The 16171-nt window shown below is 46.0% G+C and carries 9 protein-coding genes; 4 read left to right on the top strand and 5 right to left on the bottom strand.

What is annotated here, in order from left to right:
• Positions 1 to 83: 83 nt before the first annotated feature.
• Both fadI and fadJ read left to right on the top strand, forming a co-directional pair.
• Positions 84 to 1394, top strand: a complete 1311-nt coding sequence (fadI, locus tag CWC33_RS01215; RefSeq protein ID WP_100690465.1) for an acetyl-CoA C-acyltransferase FadI — start codon at positions 84 to 86, stop codon at positions 1392 to 1394.
• On the top strand, positions 1394 to 3520 hold the full coding sequence (gene fadJ, locus CWC33_RS01210; protein ID WP_100690464.1) for a fatty acid oxidation complex subunit alpha FadJ: 2127 nt from the start codon (positions 1394 to 1396) through the stop codon (positions 3518 to 3520). Before fadI ends, fadJ begins: the two co-directional genes overlap by 1 nt.
• 8 nt (positions 3521 to 3528) lie before the next feature.
• Here the strand turns inward: fadJ and CWC33_RS01205 are convergent, their stop codons facing one another.
• The 5 genes from CWC33_RS01205 to nadK form a co-directional block, all read right to left on the bottom strand.
• A complete protein-coding gene (locus CWC33_RS01205) occupies positions 3529 to 7380 on the bottom strand; it encodes an EAL domain-containing protein (RefSeq protein ID WP_100690463.1) in 3852 nt (1283 codons plus the stop codon).
• A 91-nt stretch (positions 7381 to 7471) separates the two neighbouring features.
• Complete coding sequence (locus CWC33_RS01200) at positions 7472 to 10195, bottom strand: insulinase family protein (protein ID WP_100690462.1); 2724 nt, start codon at positions 10193 to 10195, stop codon at positions 7472 to 7474.
• Between the two features lie 28 nt (positions 10196 to 10223).
• Positions 10224 to 10574 (bottom strand): outer membrane protein assembly factor BamE, encoded by a 351-nt coding sequence (locus tag CWC33_RS01195; protein ID WP_100690461.1) that lies wholly within the window; start codon positions 10572 to 10574, stop codon positions 10224 to 10226.
• Positions 10575 to 10661: 87 nt separating this feature from the next.
• On the bottom strand, positions 10662 to 12326 hold the full coding sequence (gene recN / locus CWC33_RS01190) for a DNA repair protein RecN (RefSeq protein WP_100690460.1): 1665 nt from the start codon (positions 12324 to 12326) through the stop codon (positions 10662 to 10664).
• 108 nt (positions 12327 to 12434) lie between these two features.
• Positions 12435 to 13325: an NAD(+) kinase gene (nadK, locus tag CWC33_RS01185; RefSeq protein WP_100690459.1), complete on the bottom strand. Its 891-nt coding sequence runs from the start codon at positions 13323 to 13325 to the stop codon at positions 12435 to 12437.
• A 142-nt stretch (positions 13326 to 13467) separates the two neighbouring features.
• Between nadK and grpE the strand changes: the two genes are divergently transcribed.
• Together grpE and dnaK are read left to right on the top strand one after the other, a co-directional pair.
• Complete coding sequence (gene grpE, locus CWC33_RS01180) at positions 13468 to 14127, top strand: nucleotide exchange factor GrpE (protein WP_100690458.1); 660 nt, start codon at positions 13468 to 13470, stop codon at positions 14125 to 14127.
• A 104-nt stretch (positions 14128 to 14231) separates the two neighbouring features.
• Positions 14232 to 16160, top strand: coding sequence for a molecular chaperone DnaK (gene dnaK / locus CWC33_RS01175; protein ID WP_088768530.1), 1929 nt, complete (start codon positions 14232 to 14234; stop codon positions 16158 to 16160).
• The last annotated feature ends 11 nt before the right edge of the window (positions 16161 to 16171 follow it).

Genomic DNA, 16171 nt, shown 5'->3' with positions numbered 1-16171 from the left:
TTTTAATCTGCTCTATTAAGCGCTAGAATTTGTAACATATTTTGTGGTCAGACCAGTAATGGTTGATGAAGCGAGGAAAAGTTATGTCAGAAGCACAGCAAGTGCGTACCGTTAACGGTGAACGTATCGCCTTTGTGTCGGGGTTACGAACGCCGTTTGCTAAGCAGGCAACAGAATTTCATGGCGTGCCGGCGGTTGACCTGGGAAAAATGGTTGTTCAGGAGCTGGTCAATAAAACCGGTATTGAAGGCGACTGGGTCGAACAATTGGTATTCGGGCAAGTCGTTCAAATGCCGGAAGCGCCGAATATTGCCCGTGAAATTGTGTTAGGCACCAGCTTGCCAGTGAACACCGACGCTTACAGTGTGTCACGTGCGTGTGCAACGAGCTTTCAGTCTGCGGTTAATATTGCAGAAGCAATGATTGCCGGACATATTCGCGGTGGTATTGCCGGCGGTGCTGATTCTTCGTCGGTATTGCCTATAGGTGTGAGTAAACGCTTAGCTCGCGCGTTGGTTGATCTTAATAAAGCCAAGACACTGGGCCAGCGCTTATCGATTTTAAAACGTCTTAGGTTTAAAGACTTAATGCCAGTGCCGCCTGCTGTGGCTGAGTATTCAACCGGGCTGAGTATGGGGCAAACCGCAGAGCAAATGGCAAAAACGCACAGTATCAGTCGTGCTGACCAGGACGAACTGACTGTACGCTCGCATCAAAAAGCACATGCTGCCTGGGAAGCAGGTTGGTTGGACAGTGAAGTTATGACCGCCTACCCAGAACCTTATAAAAAGTACTTAAGCCGCGACAACAATATTCGTGGTGACAGCCAGGTCGATAAACTGTCCAAGTTGAAGCCAGTGTTTGATCGCAAACATGGCTCAGTTACAGCCGCTAACAGTACACCGTTAACCGATGGTGCCTCGGCGGTATTAATGATGACGGAAAGTCGGGCAAAAGAGTTAGGGCTACCTGTGCTGGGATATTTACGCAGCTACGCCTTTGCGGCGCTGCAGGTCGAAGAAGATATGCTGATGGGGCCGTCTTATTCTACGCCAGTTGCGCTCGACAGAGCGGGCATGACGCTAAACGATCTTGATTTAATTGATATGCATGAAGCTTTTGCAGCACAAACACTAGCCAATATGAAAATGTTCGCTAGTGACAAGTTTGCGAAGGAAAAGCTAGGACGTGACAAAGCCATTGGCGACATTGATATGGATAAATTTAACGTACTGGGCGGCTCAATTGCCTATGGACACCCGTTTGCAGCAACCGGTACGCGTATGATTACGCAAACGTTGAATGAATTACGTCGACGCGGCGGTGGTGTCGGTTTGACAACAGCCTGTGCCGCGGGTGGATTAGGTGCTGCAATGATTGTGGAGACAGAATAATGAGTCAGGATAAAGCATTCACGATGGATATACGCGACGACGGCGTAGCTGTTGTCACAATTGATGTTCCGGGTGAGTCGATGAATACCTTAAAAGACTCATTTGCGGATGAAGTCGGTTCGCTGTTGAACAAACTGGAAAGCGACAGTTCAATTAAGGGCGTTGTTTTTATCAGTGGTAAACCCGGCTCGTTCATTGCCGGCGCTGATATTAATATGATCAACGACTGCGAAACCGCTGCGGATACAGAAAGCCTGGCTCGTAAGGGGCAAGCCATGTTTGACCGTATTGAACAGTTGGATGTGCCAGTCGTGGCCGCTATTAATGGTGCATGCCTTGGTGGTGGACTTGAGCTTGCTATGGCATGTCATGTCCGTGTTTGTACGGATAACTCAAAGACTGTGCTTGGTTTACCGGAAGTGCAGTTAGGCCTTCTGCCAGGCAGTGGTGGCACGCAGCGTCTGCCGCGTCTGGTGGGTATTCAGCAGGGCTTAACGATGATGCTAACCGGCAAGCAATTGCGCGCTAAACAAGCGAAGAAAGCGGGCTTAGCAACAGAAGTTGTGCCGCAAAGTATTTTACTGGATGTGGCGGTTGAGCATGCACTGAAACGCAAACCCAAAGCAAGTAAGCCGCCATTAAAAGGCTTTAGTAAATTGCTGGAAGCCACTAAATTCGGTCGCGATATTATTTTCAAAAAGGCGGGTGAACAGGCGCAGAAGAAAGCACAAGGTAACTACCCGGCCATTGATAAGATCATACAGACAGTACGTGAGGGTATTGAGAGAGGTCAGGAAGCAGGACTTGATAAAGAAGCGCGCAGTTTTGGCGAGTTAGCCATGACCCCTGAGTCGTATCAACTGCGTCAGATTTTCTTCGCAACCACCGAAATGAAGAAAGAAACCGGCGCTGATGGCGTCGAGCCTGATCCGATAAAACGCGTTGGCGTTCTAGGCGGTGGCTTGATGGGCGGTGGTATTGCCTATGTAACCGCGGCTAAAGCAAATATTCCTGCACGCATTAAAGACATTTCTGAAGACGGTGTGCGCCATGCCCTGCATTACAGCTACGAGCGTTTAATTAAGAAAGTGAAGCGCAAGCACATGCGCCGTGCAGAGTATGAAAAGACCATGCTGATGTTAAGCGGGACGCTTGATTACAGCGGCTTTGAGCGCACAGATGTGGTCATTGAAGCGGTTTTTGAAGATCTTGAGCTAAAACAGAAAATGGTTGCGGATATTGAAGCGCATGCCAGTGAGTCGACAGTTTTTGCTACCAACACCAGTTCACTGCCTATTACACAGATTGCCGCTAAGGCGAAGCGCCCGGAACAGGTTATTGGTTTGCATTACTTCTCTCCGGTCGACAAAATGCCGCTGGCGGAAATCATTACGCATGAAGGTACCTCAGATAAAACCATTGCGACCACTGTGGCATTAGCTAAAAAGCAGGGTAAGACACCTATCGTGGTTAAGGATGGTGCGGGCTTTTACGTAAACCGTATCCTGGCGCCTTACATGAACGAAGCCGCACGCTTGATGCTTGCCGGTGAACCTATTGAGAAGCTGGATAAGACGTTAGTTAAGTTTGGCTTTCCGGTTGGCCCTATGACTTTACTGGACGAAGTGGGTATTGATGTCGCGGCGAAAGTGGCGCCTATTTTGGTCAACGAATTGGGTGATAGGTTCGAGGCGCCACAGGCGTTTGAAAAACTGATTGATGACGACCGTAAAGGTAAAAAGAACCAGAAAGGCTTTTATAAATACGGTAAAGGCGTGAAAGGTAAGCCGGTGGACACGTCAGTTTATTCGTTACTGAGCGTTGATCCGAACGAAAGCAAATCAGCCGAAGATATCGTTGATATTTGTTTGCTACCGATGCTGAATGAAGCCGTTTATTGCTTGCAGGAAGGCATTATTCGTAGTCCGCGTGACGGCGACATAGGCGCCATTTTCGGTATTGGCTTCCCGCCGTTCTTAGGTGGACCGTTCCGTTATATGGACAGTCAGGGGATTGGTAGCATCGTTGATAAGCTGGAAGCGTTAGCTGGCGAGCGCGGTGAACGTTACACGCCGGCGCCACTGTTAAAAGAAATGGCGAAAAACGGCGAGCGTTTCTACTCTTAAGTGAACAGTTAAACGTCAATCACGTCTGCTGTGTGCTGTTTGATAAACTCAATAAAGTCGTCAGCAGGCATTGGTTTCGCATAATAAAAGCCTTGGATGTATTCGCATTCAAGGCTTTTTAATTGCTCCAGCTGAGCTTCAGATTCAACTCCTTCGGCAATCACTTTCAGACCGAGATTATGAGCCATACCAATAATTGAGGCTACCATGCTGCGGTCTTTCGGGCTGGTGGTTATGTCATCAATAAAGGCTTTGTCTATCTTTAAGCTGTCCATCGGGAACCGCTTAAGGTAAGCAAGTGACGAATAGCCCGTTCCAAAATCATCAAGGGCCAGCTTAACTCCCATATCAGACAGGTTCTCCATCATAATAATCGCGCGTTCAGGGTCGCTCATGACCATGCCTTCGGTTATTTCAAACTCAACATGGCGCGGCTGTAGGGACTCTTCACGCAATATACTCTCTATCTGCAATGCCAGACCAGATTGCATAAACTGGCGAGCCGACAGGTTAATTGCAATGGTTTTTGGCGACCCAGCATACTGCATGAAGGTTTTCATCGCTTGGCATGATTGACGTAAAACTTGTTCCCCAAGCTCAATAATCAAGCCCGTTTCCTCCGCCAAAGGAATGAAGTCAGCCGGGCTTATCTGAGAGCCGTCCTCACTTTTTATTCTTGCCAGCGCTTCTATACCGGATATGTGTCCAGTATGAACCTCAATCTTTGGTTGATAGTAAACTTCAACGCCATTATTTTTCAAAGCGACGCGCAGTTGGTTTTCCAGCTTCAGTCGCTGCACGGCGTTCTCATTCATCGACTGGCTGAAAAACTGATAGCAATTTCCGCCGCGCTGTTTGGCGTGATACATCGCCATATCGGCTTTTTGAAGAAGTTCTTGTGAGGTAATGCCGTCATGTGGAAACAGGACAATACCAATGGAACTGCCAATAACAATATCGTGATTGTTAACAGAATAGGGCTCTGCAATGGTGCGGTTAATTTTGTGCGCTAAGTCACCGATAAGATGCAAGTCAGTACTGTCTTCGATCAATAACCCGAACTCATCACCACCCAGTCGGTAAAGTGTATCCTGCCGTCGACTAATATCCATAAGCCGCTCAGCAACCAGGCAGAGCAAATCATCACCAACTTCATGCCCCAGCGAGTCGTTTATCTTTTTAAAGTCATCTAAGTCAAACAACAGCAGGGTGTGAGAGACTTTTTTACGCACTAAGTTCGAGTGACTTACCTGAAAGTATGAGCGGTTAGGCAAACCGGTTAAGGTGTCAGTATTTGATAAGCGGCGAAGCTCGCTTTCCGTGCGCTGGCGCTCAGTAACATCAGAGAAGCTGGCAACGATGAAAGATAAGTCGCCTTCATCATCATGGACCGCGTCTAAGGTTAACTCCATTAAAAACTCACTGCCGTCAGCTTTTAGGTCGCTTAACTCACCACGCCAGGTACCTTCTTTGATGACTGTACGCTTAATCTGGTTGGTAAATTCTTCAGAGTATAAGTCGAGGTGAAAACTTTTACTCAAAACCTGTTCCCGCGGGTACCCCAGTATGCGCTCAAAGGCTTTGTTGACCTCTACTTTCTTGAAGAAGCGATCGAAAATACAAATACCGTCAGAAATATTGGTGATGGACGCTGCCAGCATATCAATTCGGTCTTGTGAGCTAACGAGACTACTTACGTCACTCAATGTACCGTGCATCACTGCAGAGCCATTGGTACGCTCGAGACAGCCTTGATCAAGCACCCAAAGCCAGTTGCCATTGTTGTTGATACGGTAAGAACACTCATAATACTCAGAGTCGCCGTTCAAATGCTTGTCCAGTGCGGACTGCATGCGAAGAACATCGCTGGGATGGATGTTTGACGAGGTACTTTGTGGGGACTTCAAGCGGCGGCCGTCGACAGGAAAAGCTGGGCACTGTGGCCAGATATGCTGCCTTAAAAGTTCACCTGTCGATAAATCCCATTGCCAATATTGACTGCGGCTAAACCGTAACGCTTTTGCCTGTCCGTCGAGAGAGGCAATGACGGTATTGATACGTTTCAATTTATGGCGGTACAAGGCTATCACTATGACCAGTAGCAAAAAACTAATGGCTAGGTAACTAATATAAGCGTACGGCGTACTCCAGAATGAATGAGAAATGCGATAACTTGTTTGGCTTTCAGCAGACCAATTTTCGCCATCAATAGAGGCCTGAACGGTTAACTGATAGGTGCCGGGTATTGATTGTTCAAGACGCAGCGGTAGCTCAGAATGAGTCAGATAAGCCCATTTGTCGGAGTCACTGTCGAGTCTGTAGCGATAAATGAGTTCTTCCACTGGACTAAAGAATGGAATGGAAAACCAGGTGTTGAGCGCCTTATTCATTTGTTTTGTATCAATAGCGAGCGATGAATAAAACAATGATGGTGCATTATTTATTGTTTGTTTTGAGCCAATTTCTGAAAAGTCATTTATTGGGAACGCTGCTTTGTCAGAATGAAGCCAAAGTGTATCGCCTAGACGTGTAAGCCAAAAATTATCCGTTGGAGAATAATTTAGGGGCATTGGCAGCCAGGTCTGGGTGACAGTGTTATACCGATACAGTTGATGACTTAATGTGAGTAAATAAACATTGTCTGAGTAGGCTTCTATGTCTTTTATTTGTTCTTGGTTTGGGGGATTTACGATTTCGATGATTTCTTCTTTGGCGAAATCATAGTGGACAATGCCTAAGTCGGATTCGACCCAATAATTGTGATTGTTCACTCGACTGAAAGTGCTTGCTTGTTTGAGCGAGCCGGGTAAGTAAGATTGAGTATTTCCGCTCAGTTTATTGGGCCTCGTAAAACTTTTCAGGATGGCCGGCGCATAGTTTGTCGGAATTTCATAAAGTCCGTTAGACGCGGTTGCAATGTATAAATCGCCGTTAACATTGAATGTTAACTTGCCCGTAATGCCGTCAGTAGTTAGTTGCTTTAATGCTCCGTAATTCAACGTGTAAATGGCTTTTTCGGTTGCAACAAATAACTGCTTATCGTGAACCTTTATATCAACAATAACTTCGTTGAGTTTTTCTATCGCTTCAGGCGTAGGCGCTTTTCGTAATTCATCATTGAGTACTTTGATGCCATTATCTGTGGCAAGCCAAAGATTATCGTTAAAAGACGTCAAGGCGTATAGATTCTTTGCGTCTAGTTTGTCTGTAATCGGGTTGCTCTTTGTAATTGAAAATACATTTTCGGACGAGCCATCCCAAACGTAGATCCCGCCTGCCACCGTGCTTAACCAGAACCAATCGTTATGAAAACTGATAAAACGGATACCTGTAATGGGTTGACCGCTGTATCTGAGAGGCTGCTCTTTGAAGGAGTGAGTTTGTGCGTCGAAAATAATCAGGTTTTCCGTTGTTGCTAAAAGCAGTCGGTTGTTCTTCGCGGAACTAATATGGTTCAGCTGTACCGTTCTCTGGTTGTGGTTGGGCAAGGCAAATGACGCCCATGAGTGATTGGATGATAGTATCCACAAGCGATCCTTGTCTGCAGCCCATAGTCGATCTTTAGTGCCCAACAACCGAGCTGAGGAAGGCTTTTCTATGAAATTAATATCGTTAACTGAAGTAAACTGCTCGCCATCGTATCGAACAAGATCTTTCGCTGTTGATGCCCAAAGAAAGCCTTGAGGACCGTTCGCTACATCGTCCACATAGTTACTAGGTAAGCCGTCAGCCGTCGTAATGAAATGCCCATTCTGTACCTGAAGGAGTGGTGGAACATCGGTCTCGGAATAGGCTAAGCCGGTAAACAAAAGTAAAAAGCATGCGTAGGTGCACTTCCACACCTTTGTTGGCAAAGTCATTATCACAGGAGATCCGGTGGTCGTTTAAACGACTCTTTTTGTTAGTTAAATGTTAATTTAATGGTTCGGCATTTTATTGTCAAAGCCTATTTTACTTGCCTTGCGAGGTAGTTTGAAGTCTTAGCCACCCTGAATTTTGTGACAATTTTTGTTTTATGTCAGACAGCCAGTCAGCCAGTTGATATTTGTTCAATGCGTCAAGGAGTCTTAACTGCCGATTAAATGAGGTATCGCGGAGCTGTATTGCGCCCCATAAACGCTGACTTTTAACCCGTAAACTTCTGTCTCGAGTGCGAATTTGTTGCTCCAGCACGGACTTACTGTGATGCCAGGCTTTCAGGGTTGTTGAGTCCAGTAGGACAAAGAGTTGCTCCAGACTGTTTAAAATTTCACTATTCAGTCTGTCAGTTGAAGCTGTGTTTGACTGAATAAAGAAGAGAATGCCTGGTAATCGTTGTATCGGAAAATATTGACTTCCTGCTGCATAGCCAAGCTGCTTCCTGGTGCGAATATCGTGAAAGAAGGGTTGATGCACCAGTTGTTGCAGCAGCATGTAGCATACCTGCTCTTGTTCACTGTCATTATTACCTTGTTGGTAAAACAACACGGCGTTATCTGAGTGAGAGCAGGGCACTTCCAGCGTTTTATTAGAAAAATCGCCGACCCTTTTTACTGTCTCTCTGTCTTTTGCAGCCGCACGCTGTGTGGGTAGGTTTTCACGAATGAGTGTTGCGAGTTTATCGGCCTGTTGGCTCTGCCAGTCTCCGTGCATAAAGGCCTGTATATAGACAGGTTCAAACATTTTTTCTAATGCCTGAGTAAACTCACGAAATGACAGAGACAGTAGCTGATTTGCCAGCTCAGGTAGTCTAAATAGTCCGGGCTGTAATTGTTGGTTTAGCTCTGCAAAGAGTTTGTTTAGAGGTTGATTTTGATGAGCCGACTGCCAATTGGCGACCAATGTGTGTTTGATATCCCGGAAGCGACGATGAGCGAACTTTAATAGCAATGCTCGTTTCATTAAATGTGACATTAAAGGCAGTTGCCCTTCGGATAGCCCGGTAGTATGAATAACAATCCCCTGTTGAGTGGGGTAGATATTAAAATGCAACCCGGCAACTTCAGCGTCATAGAGGTCATCGTTTAACGCATCAATGATAATTTCTGACCAAAGCCTTGCTATAGCAAAATAATAGGCTGAGCTGGTGACAGCTGGTAGCTTGAGAGCCAAATAAATATGACCTTTTGGCACCCTGAATTCGTTATCTTGTAAGTGCCAAAGCTCCATTAAGTCTGAACTTGAGAGGCACGTCGGTAATGCTTTTTCTGATTCCAGGGGTTGAGGGTGTAGCCGGTCGTTTATAAAGCGATTGCGTTTAGGCAACACAGCATAGAAGTCACGAGGGGGCTGACTGAATAGATCTAACTGAGAGTCGGTGAGCTTTATTACGCTGTATTCGGTATCGTAAATCGGCGCCTTTTGGTTCGTTTCAACATCTGGTGCGATTAAAGTAATGCGGCTATGCGCTGGCGTCATGAGGGCTAAAAGCTTTGCCGCGTAATCATGATCGAGCCCATCCATTCTGTAATCACCGTAAATGATATCGGCTTTGCTGTAGTGAAAGGCGTTAATGCTTAACTGACTAACTAACTCACCAACAGGAGTTGGCTCCTGATACAAAAAGCTCAGTTCTGATGTGATTTTCCTCTCCTGGTAACGCCAGTCTTCAATTCCGTCAGTATTGATTTTGTCTAAGTAGGCGAAAACCCACTGGAGTATCGTCGTAATATTTTTGCGACCCGACTCCGTTAGCTGAATATTGACATTAAAGTCTTTAAAGTTACTGCCGCTAATACCGCCGCCGGCAGACAAAGAGTTTATCCAGCCCTTGTCACGCAAGCAGTTAAATAAACTGCCTGGGCCCTCGTAACCAACAATATGGGCAATAAAGCTGGTGGTCTTATTTCGATAATCTCGATCTATGCCTGGCAATGGAAAAGTTAAAATTAGGCGGTAGGCTTTTTTTAACGGTCTAACCTGCAAAAAGAGTCCTTTTTGCTTGGCGGTATAAAGCGGAGCTTTAATCGATAGCTTGGGCTTTTTGTGGTTTTGTATGTCAGCAAAAAGCTGTTGAATAATGTCAGCTAGCTCGTTTAATGGTTGCGGTCCGGCAACCACCAACTGCATTTGATTGGCACTATAGTGGTCTTGATAAAACTGAATTAACTTTTGTTGTAAGGTGCCGTGTTTATCATCTTTTAATGTGTTCAGGTTTCCGACAGAGAATTGGGAAAAAGGATGGTCTTGATTCGCCGTGACTTTATGAACCTGGTAAAGCCGACGTAGTTCATCTTTTTGCTTTAACCGAAACTCTGACTCGATTGATTGTTTTTCTTTTTGCACCCACTCATTAGAAAATAAAGGCTCTTTTAATATTGATGCGAAGCGTTCTAAAGCGGTTTCCAGAGCGTTGGCGTTGCAGTCAAAATGAAAATTCGTGAACTCTGTACCTGTCCAGGCGTTATGCTGGCCGCCATGTGCACTAAGAAAGTCATTGAATGAACTCGGTTCTGGGTAAGACTGGCTGCCCATAAAAAACATGTGTTCTAAAAAATGAGCGAGGCCTTGAGTATGAGGTGGATCATCAAAGTGGCCTGCGTTTACGGCCATTGATGCAGCAGCCTTGGAACTGTCAGGACAATGGACTAGCAGCACTTTAAGTTGGTTTTCTAAAACCAAGTGCTGATAGTCACGTTTGTCACTGGGACTTCGGACAACACGGACGAGCTCATCAGGCGTTGAGGAGTTCGCCATAATGCTCCTTAGTTCATGTTAGGGCTTATTACTGATCAAGAGGCTGATCAAACTGTTCTGACTTTGCAAAATCACCGCTTAAATCACTTAGCCGCTCGTTATTAAAAGTTAATATGAGTTCTTTACGGTATATTTTGCCTTCGTTCGGATTCATGTTGTAGAGGTAAACCCAACGATCTGAGTCAAAACTGTTTTCAGCAACCGGCTTACCCAACACATAAATAACCTGCTCTTCAGTCATGCCGACACGAAGTTTATCAACATCGTCCTGCTCAAGGTAATTGCCTTGAGGAATATCGATTCTGTAAACCATACTATCAAGCATGGAGCAGCCGCCTAAGCTCAGCAGTGCGGCGATACAAACTGCAAATTTGGTCATGAAGTACCTATTGTTCTTTATTGTCACTGTATTCGACTTTTGACGATGATAAACAAAGCAGCCCCTGAACACCAGCACAGTCAGCGACTAACTTGCTAAAAGTTCTTTTGCGTTTGCTTTTGCCATATCGGTAACGCTATCTCCGCCTAATAAGCGAGCAAGCTCTGTCACCCGCTCGTTATGACTGAGAGCAGTTACCGTCGTTTCTGTTTCATCATTGTCACTGTATTTACTGACCTGGAACTGATTATCAGCTTTTGCAGCAACCTGTGGTAAGTGAGTGACGCAAATAACTTGAGCGGTTTTTCCAAGCTCGCGTAGCATCTTGCCAACAATAGCCGCAGTTGGGCCGCTTACACCAACATCAACTTCATCGAACATCATAGTTGGCACTGACTTCTGGGTTGCTGTCATGACCTGTATGGCAAGACTAATACGCGAAAGTTCACCGCCCGATGCAACTTTACTGAGAGACTGCAGTGGCTGGCCTGGGTTGGTTGTCACTTCAAATTGAATATCATCAGTACCCAGACGGGATGCCTTTTTAGCCGAGTCATGCTCGACATCAATAATGAATCGACCGTGAGGCATGTTGAGCTCATGCATTGACTGTGTAATTTTCTGGCTCAACTCATCAGCTGCTTTTTGACGACTGGAAGAAAGTTTCTGCGCCAATGCACGGTAATTAGTTTCAGCTTGCTGGCGATCGGCATCAAGCTGTTCAAGGTTTTTATCAGCATTAACAATGTTATCGAGTTCGGCATTTAGTTTTTGGTGATGTTGCCACAAATCAGCAGCGGCAACCTGATGCTTCTTGGCTAAGCTAATGGCTTTACTGAGACGCTCTTCAACAATGTCCAGCTCAGCAGGATCGAGCTCTAGTTCATCCTGATAATGTCTCAGTTCGAGTGCGGCTTCCTCAATATGTACTTTGGCCTGTTCCAATAACTGGCAAACCGGCTTTAGGTGCTCATCGATATCCGCTGCTTCTTCCAATCGTTGATTCGCTGAAGAAACCAGCCCTGTTGCATTGTTATGCTCGCCCTCGTAAAGCGCACTGAGTGAAAAGGCACTGGCTTCCATTAAGTATTTACTGTGACTTAACTTTTTATGGCGTAGTTCCAGTTCTTCAAATTCGCCTTCAGTAATCGCAAAGTCATTCAGTTCTTCCACCTGATATTCAAGTAATTGTCGTTGCGCCTCCAGTTCATCTTGTTGCTGAATATAATGCTTGTACTCCTTTTCAAGCTCGAACCATTGGCGGTACTGCGCTGCAACCGCTGACAGCAAATCAGTGTGTCTTGCGTAGTTATCGAGCAGCTCTAATTGATGGTCTTCTTTTAATAATAATTGGTGTTCATGCTGCCCGTGGATATTCACTAATAGGGGAGCCAGCAGTTTTTGTTGGTTTAGCGCAACCGGGGTACCGTTTATCCAGGCTTTTGAGCGACCATCGCGCTGAATGACACGTCGTAAAATACACTCTTCTTCCGAATCGAAGTCATTTTGATTAAGCCACTGGGCGGCAGGACTGTTTGAATCAACCGTAAAAACTGCGCTAATTTCTGCTTTGTCCTGACCTGGCCGGACCCAGTTAGCGTCAGCTCTGGCACCTAAACATAAGCTTAAAGCATCTAAGGCAATGGATTTACCAGCCCCGGTTTCGCCCGTGATGGCAGTCATGCCTTTTGCGAAATCGATATCTAAAGACTTTACGACAGCAAAATTGCGGATGTGTAACTGAGCTAACATAAATGCACCTTATAGACGTGTACGTTCAGAGTACTGTTGATTTGTACAGTTTATACAGTATTTATACAGTACTATTTTTTTATTGCAAGCTCAGTTTGCTTATCACGACTAAAATAGTCGGCTGCCCCAGCCGAGTTTGTTACGCAGTACGTGGTAATAGTTATGGTCGACGGGGTGAATCATTTTTAACGCATGATCATGTTTTTTAAGAACAATATCATCGCCTGGATGCACAGCCATCCGTACGTGGCCATCGCAGCTAATTTGCAATAAATCATTGTCGTAGGCCGCACGCAGCCGTATATGACTCTCTCCGTCGACAACAATAGGGCGGCTACTCAATGTATGCGGAAACATAGGCACCAACGTCATTGCGTTGAGGTTCGGGTGCAGAATAGGGCCGCCACCGGACAGTGAGTAGGCCGTGGAACCTGTAGGGGTGGCGCAAATTAACCCGTCGGAACGCTGACTAAAGACAAAGTGGTCGTCAATATACAGCTCAAACTCTATCATGTGTGCGACTTTGTCAGAGTGCAGAACAATTTCGTTAATGGCTCGCCCCGCACCAGCCGGAGACCCGTTGCTAATCACTTCAGCGGAAAGTAGAAAACGTTTCTCAACATGGTATTCGCCTTCTAAAACGTTAAGTAAGTGGGTCATTACTTCGTCAGGGTCTAGGTCAGTCAGAAAGCCTAAATTGCCCCGGTTCACACCAATAACTCCTATGTCGTATTCGCACAGGGCTCTGGCTGCTCCTAACATATTACCGTCGCCGCCGACGACAACCGCAATATCCGCCCATTCACCTAATTCAGAAAGGCCCATGGTTTTTATTTTACCGGACTCGAGCAGCTTCTGAGGTAACTGTTCAGCGGTGCGGGATTCAAGTGCTATGTCATAGCCACGTTCGTTTAATGCCGTCGTCACCGTTTCTAAAGTGAGTTGTGTGCCGCGGTCATTGACCTTACCTAGTAAGCCAATTCTTTGAAATGCGCTCATAATGACAGTTCCTGTGGTTTAGGCTGTTAACGCTAATATCAGGTGGAAAATTTATCAAGTCATAGAAAGCCCCTTGAAAGTAAAAAACTTGCCCCCATTAACTTGGCAACCTCAATTTAAACCCGACTGAAGAGAGTCAAATATGGCGGATAAGAAAGACCAACAGACTGAACAGAATGTTGACCAGACGGTTGAGCAACAGAAAGCACAGCAGCAGGCTGCGCAAGCGGCAGAAGACGCGTTGCAACAGGATGCTGCTGCAGCTGAAGCTGAAACAGCAGGCACATCAGCCGATCAAACTGACAAAATTGCAGAGCTTGAGCTCGCTCTGAGTAAAGCTGAAGCTCAGGTAAAAGAGCAGCGCGACTCAGTGCTTCGTACACAGGCGGAAATGGAAAATGTAAGACGCCGTGCCAGTCAGGACGTTGAAAAAGCTCATAAGTTTGCTTTGGAAAAATTCGCGAATGAGTTGCTCACTTCGGTGGACAACTTAGAGAGAGCGCTGCAACTGGCTGATCAGCAGGACGAATCTAGTCGCAACTTTATTGAAGGGATTGAGCTGACTTATAAGAGCCTTACCTCAACATTAGAAAAGTTCGGCGTAAAAGCAGTGGGTGAAGAAGGCGAAGCCTTTAACCCTGATTTACACCAGGCAATGTCAATGCAAGAGTCAAGCGAGCACTCAAACAACACCATTATGGCAGTGATGCAGAAAGGCTATGAATTAAATGGCCGCCTGCTACGCCCGGCAATGGTTATGGTTGCGCGTAATTCAGACTCAGGTGTTGATACGAAAGCATAAAGATTAATCAAATATCCTGTTACAGGGTGTTGAAATCGAAATAGAGAGCCCCCAAATAAGGGGTAACGAAACAAATTTCATGAATCTGGAGTTGGAGACGAATCATGGGCAAAACAATTGGTATTGACTTAGGTACAACAAACTCTTGTGTTGCTGTACTGGATGGCGGTAAAGCACGCGTTATTGAAAACGGCGAAGGCGACCGCACAACCCCGTCAGTGGTTGCATTCACTGACGATGGCGAAATTTTGGTGGGTTCACCGGCGAAACGTCAGGCTGTCACTAACCCGAACAAAACCTTGTTCGCAATTAAACGTTTGATTGGTCGTCGTTTCCAAGACGATGAAGTACAGCGTGACATTGGCATTATGCCTTACAAAATTGTAAAAGCTGACAATGGCGACGCTTGGGTAGAAGTGGATGGCGATAAAAAGGCACCACCACAAATTTCTGCAGAAGTTCTGAAGAAAATGAAGAAAACTGCAGAAGAGTTCCTGGGCGAGAAAGTAACAGACGCAGTTATTACTGTTCCTGCATACTTTAACGATGCTCAGCGTCAGGCAACTAAAGACGCGGGTAAAATCGCCGGCTTGGAAGTTAAACGTATCATTAACGAACCAACCGCTGCTGCCTTAGCTTACGGTATGGATAAGAAGTCTGGCGACAATGTTATTGCTGTCTATGACTTAGGTGGTGGTACCTTCGATATCTCTATCATTGAAATTGATGAAGTTGAAGGCGAGCACACGTTCGAAGTATTAGCGACTAATGGTGATACGCACTTAGGTGGTGAGGACTTTGATAATCGCTTAATCAACTACTTGGTTGAGCAGTTTGAAAAAGACCAAGGCATCGACCTGCGTAAAGATCCTTTAGCGATGCAGCGCTTAAAAGAAGCGGCAGAGAAAGCGAAAATCGAACTGTCATCTGCGCAGCAGACTGAAGTGAACCTGCCTTACATCACGGCAGATAACACTGGTCCTAAACATATGGCTATTAAAGTGACTCGTGCGAAACTTGAGTCGCTGGTTGAAGACTTAATTAAGAAGTCGCTTGAGCCGGTTAAGCAGGCACTGGCTGATGCTGACCTGTCAGTAAGCGATATCAACGACATTATTATGGTCGGTGGCCAAACGCGTATGCCTAAAGTGAGTGCGGCAGTGACTGACTTCTTTGGTAAAGAGCCACGTCGTGACGTGAACCCAGATGAAGCGGTAGCGATGGGTGCTGCAGTTCAAGGCGGCGTTCTTTCTGGTGATGTGAAAGACGTACTGTTACTGGACGTATGTCCGCTGTCACTTGGGATTGAAACCATGGGCGGCGTAATGACTAAGCTGATTGAGAAGAACACCACGATTCCGACGAAAGAATCGCAAACCTTCTCAACGGCGGAAGACAATCAGTCTGCGGTAACTATCCATGTTATTCAGGGTGAACGTAAGCGCTCAGCCGATAACAAGTCATTGGGTCAGTTTAACTTGGAAGGTATCCGCCCGGCAGCGCGTGGTGTACCGCAAATCGAAGTGACGTTTGACATTGATGCGGATGGTATCCTGCACGTATCGGCGAAAGACAAAGACACTGGTAAAGAGCAGAAGATCACCATTAAAGCGTCTTCTGGTCTGGATGAGTCTGAAGTCGAAAAAATGGTGAAAGACGCAGAAGCTCACGCTGAAGAAGACAAGAAGTTTGAAGAGATGGTGCAGGCGCGTAACCAAGCTGACGGCTTAGTTCATGCAACTCGTAACCAGCTGAAAGAAGTGGGTGACGCCCTGTCTCAGGAAGACAAGGATGCTATCGAGAAAGCGTGTGAAGAGCTTGAGCAGGCAGCTAAAGATGGCGATAAAGAAGCCATTGATGCGAAGTCTCAAGCGTTGATGGAAGCGTCTCAAAAACTGATGGAAGCTGCTCAACAACAGCAAGCTCAGCAAGGCGCTGAAGGTGCAGCTGGCGGCGAACAGTCTTCGTCAAAAGCGGATGATGACGTTGTTGATGCTGAATTTGAAGAAGTCAAAGACGACGACAAGAAGTAAGCAGTAAGGCA

Origin of the sequence: Idiomarina sp. X4, assembly GCF_002808045.1 — a bacterium.
Classification (GTDB): Bacteria; Pseudomonadota; Gammaproteobacteria; order Enterobacterales; family Alteromonadaceae; genus Idiomarina.
This window is presented reverse-complemented; position numbering and strand designations above follow the sequence as displayed.

Coding starts and splice junctions, on each gene's coding strand:
- nadK (WP_100690459.1), bottom strand. CDS start 13,325: ATGAGCGCATTTCAAAGAATTGGCTTACTAGGTAAGGTCAATGACCGC.
- CWC33_RS01205 (WP_100690463.1), bottom strand. CDS start 7,380: ATGACTTTGCCAACAAAGGTGTGGAAGTGCACCTACGCATGCTTTTTA.
- CWC33_RS01195 (WP_100690461.1), bottom strand. CDS start 10,574: ATGACCAAATTTGCAGTTTGTATCGCCGCACTGCTGAGCTTAGGCGGC.
- fadI (WP_100690465.1), top strand. CDS start 84: ATGTCAGAAGCACAGCAAGTGCGTACCGTTAACGGTGAACGTATCGCC.
- fadJ (WP_100690464.1), top strand. CDS start 1,394: ATGAGTCAGGATAAAGCATTCACGATGGATATACGCGACGACGGCGTA.
- dnaK (WP_088768530.1), top strand. CDS start 14,232: ATGGGCAAAACAATTGGTATTGACTTAGGTACAACAAACTCTTGTGTT.
- CWC33_RS01200 (WP_100690462.1), bottom strand. CDS start 10,195: ATGGCGAACTCCTCAACGCCTGATGAGCTCGTCCGTGTTGTCCGAAGT.
- recN (WP_100690460.1), bottom strand. CDS start 12,326: ATGTTAGCTCAGTTACACATCCGCAATTTTGCTGTCGTAAAGTCTTTA.
- grpE (WP_100690458.1), top strand. CDS start 13,468: ATGGCGGATAAGAAAGACCAACAGACTGAACAGAATGTTGACCAGACG.